Annotated in this window: 3 protein-coding genes; all 3 read right to left on the bottom strand. The window is 41.3% G+C overall.

Annotated features, from left to right (window positions below; translation table 11 throughout):
- Positions 1 to 100: 100 nt before the first annotated feature.
- Entirely contained in the window at positions 101 to 406 is a 306-nt protein-coding gene (locus VXK47_RS20725; protein ID WP_435550692.1) for a hypothetical protein, read from the bottom strand.
- Between the two features lie 117 nt (positions 407 to 523).
- Complete coding sequence (locus VXK47_RS20730) at positions 524 to 712, bottom strand: hypothetical protein (protein ID WP_435550693.1); 189 nt, start codon at positions 710 to 712, stop codon at positions 524 to 526.
- Between the two features lie 68 nt (positions 713 to 780).
- Complete coding sequence (locus tag VXK47_RS20735; RefSeq protein ID WP_435550694.1) at positions 781 to 1,608, bottom strand: sulfite exporter TauE/SafE family protein; 828 nt, start codon at positions 1,606 to 1,608, stop codon at positions 781 to 783.
- Positions 1,609 to 1,815: the final 207 nt, after the last annotated feature.

The raw sequence follows: 1,815 nt of genomic DNA on the forward strand, positions 1-1,815 counted from the left end.
CCGAGATCACTATAGGACCGCTATCTACTTCCACTGTGGGGGGTTTGATCTCTACCCAAAAAGGAAACCAAGTGCATTCCAGGTCATCACTGCATGACCGCTATATATAGGGGTCACCCACACAAATGTGCGAAGACCCATTTTTTATGGTTTCATAAGGAATATTGATGCTGAATAAATTAATGTGGGGCACACTGAATTTTTTCGACAGAAAGTCCAGCACATCATCGGCAGATACAAAGCCCATTTTAATAAGTAGTGATCCGATGGGCATGTCGACCTGAGTCCTTCTGACAAGAGCTTTTTCAAGTTGTTTTTTTGTGATAAGTTTGGAACTGACAAGTTCTTCACCGAGACGACCCGGATTGGTGGGTGAAGTGTTACTGCTCTTGGATTCGAGCGGCATTTCCTGGCCTCCTTATTTTTCGCGGACTTAAGTTGAGGGCGAATATCAGCAGAAACATATCGGCACAAACCAACCGTCATTTGAATGATATGTTTTTCAATATAATACTATCTATGATTATATATGGTTTTTTTCAATAAAAATAAATAAAAGACTTATTTGATGTGGTCGCTCATAGTTATATAATTCAAAAATAATAGTAATTCCAATTCGTACCATCGCAAGAGCTATCCTTTTTTCCTGTAGAAAGACAAGAATCTCATCAATAATAAGATTATCCCGATCTTCGGTATATTTTTCTTTCATGAGGTCACTTGCTTTGCAATGCCGTTTTTTAAATATCTGCCTAATATACTGGTATTTTGGCCAAACTCTTACCACGCAACGAATAAAATCCGTAACCCTACAACTCCCAAAGCCATTGCCAGGCTTCGAATAATCCAGCTTCCCTGCACCTTCTCGGATAGACGCGCTCCGATTTGTGCACCGATTACCACCCCTATGGCCAAAGCAATGATTTGATGTACACCCTGGGTGAACGCCCCGGTTATAATGTGAACAATAGTGCCGGTCAGAGCCATGATGGCAAGTACAAAGTGTGAAGTAGCGGTAGCAATGTGAATGGGAAAATTCAAAAGATAGCATAGCGCCGGAACATGAATAATGCCGCCGCCGATACCCAAAAAACTTGAAACATACCCGACAATAACGCTGATCATCATGCCAAGGGGCCAATTAAAATTATACTCGTACTTTTTCCCGTGTGAATCAACCAAAATGCGCATCGACCTGTTACGGCCTTTGCTTATGGATATCCGGTTGTTTTCAACCTCGCGTGGCCGTAATGCTAAAAAGACCGCGCCGACCAGCAACAATATGGCAAAAATAAAATCAAACAGGCGGCGGGGCACATATGCCGTGTTCAAGGCTCCAAGCACGGCTCCCGGTATAGTTGCAAGTGAAAACATCAATCCGGAACGATAGTCAATGCGTTTCATCAATGAATATGCTTCCGTACCTGATAGTGCATTAAAGAAAACTATGGCAAGCGAAATGCTCGTAAGCAGGTTTGCATTTTGGTTTGGATAAAGCAAGAGCAGAACCGGCATTAAAACAAAGCCACCGCCCGCTCCGATTAAAGTCCCATAGCAACCCACTGCTACCCCCAAACAAATAAATTCCAGATAATTCAGTGCAGTCATAGTAGAAAAAGATTTACTCCGGCTAATTATTATTAAAAAGGAACATTTTCGATAAATTACTTATATACAGTAGTGTCCGGTTAGGTTTTTGCATATAAAGTTTGTTCTTTGACAATTCGATTATCAGACTGTGTATTTTTTCCACAGGCACGCAATTCATTCTGGATATTGTTTCTAAGCTGACGAATCCTTTTTATTGATACAGGC

The sequence above is a fragment of the Desulfobacterium sp. N47 genome (assembly GCF_051233685.1).
Lineage (GTDB): Bacteria > Desulfobacterota > Desulfobacteria > Desulfobacterales > RPRI01 > RPRI01.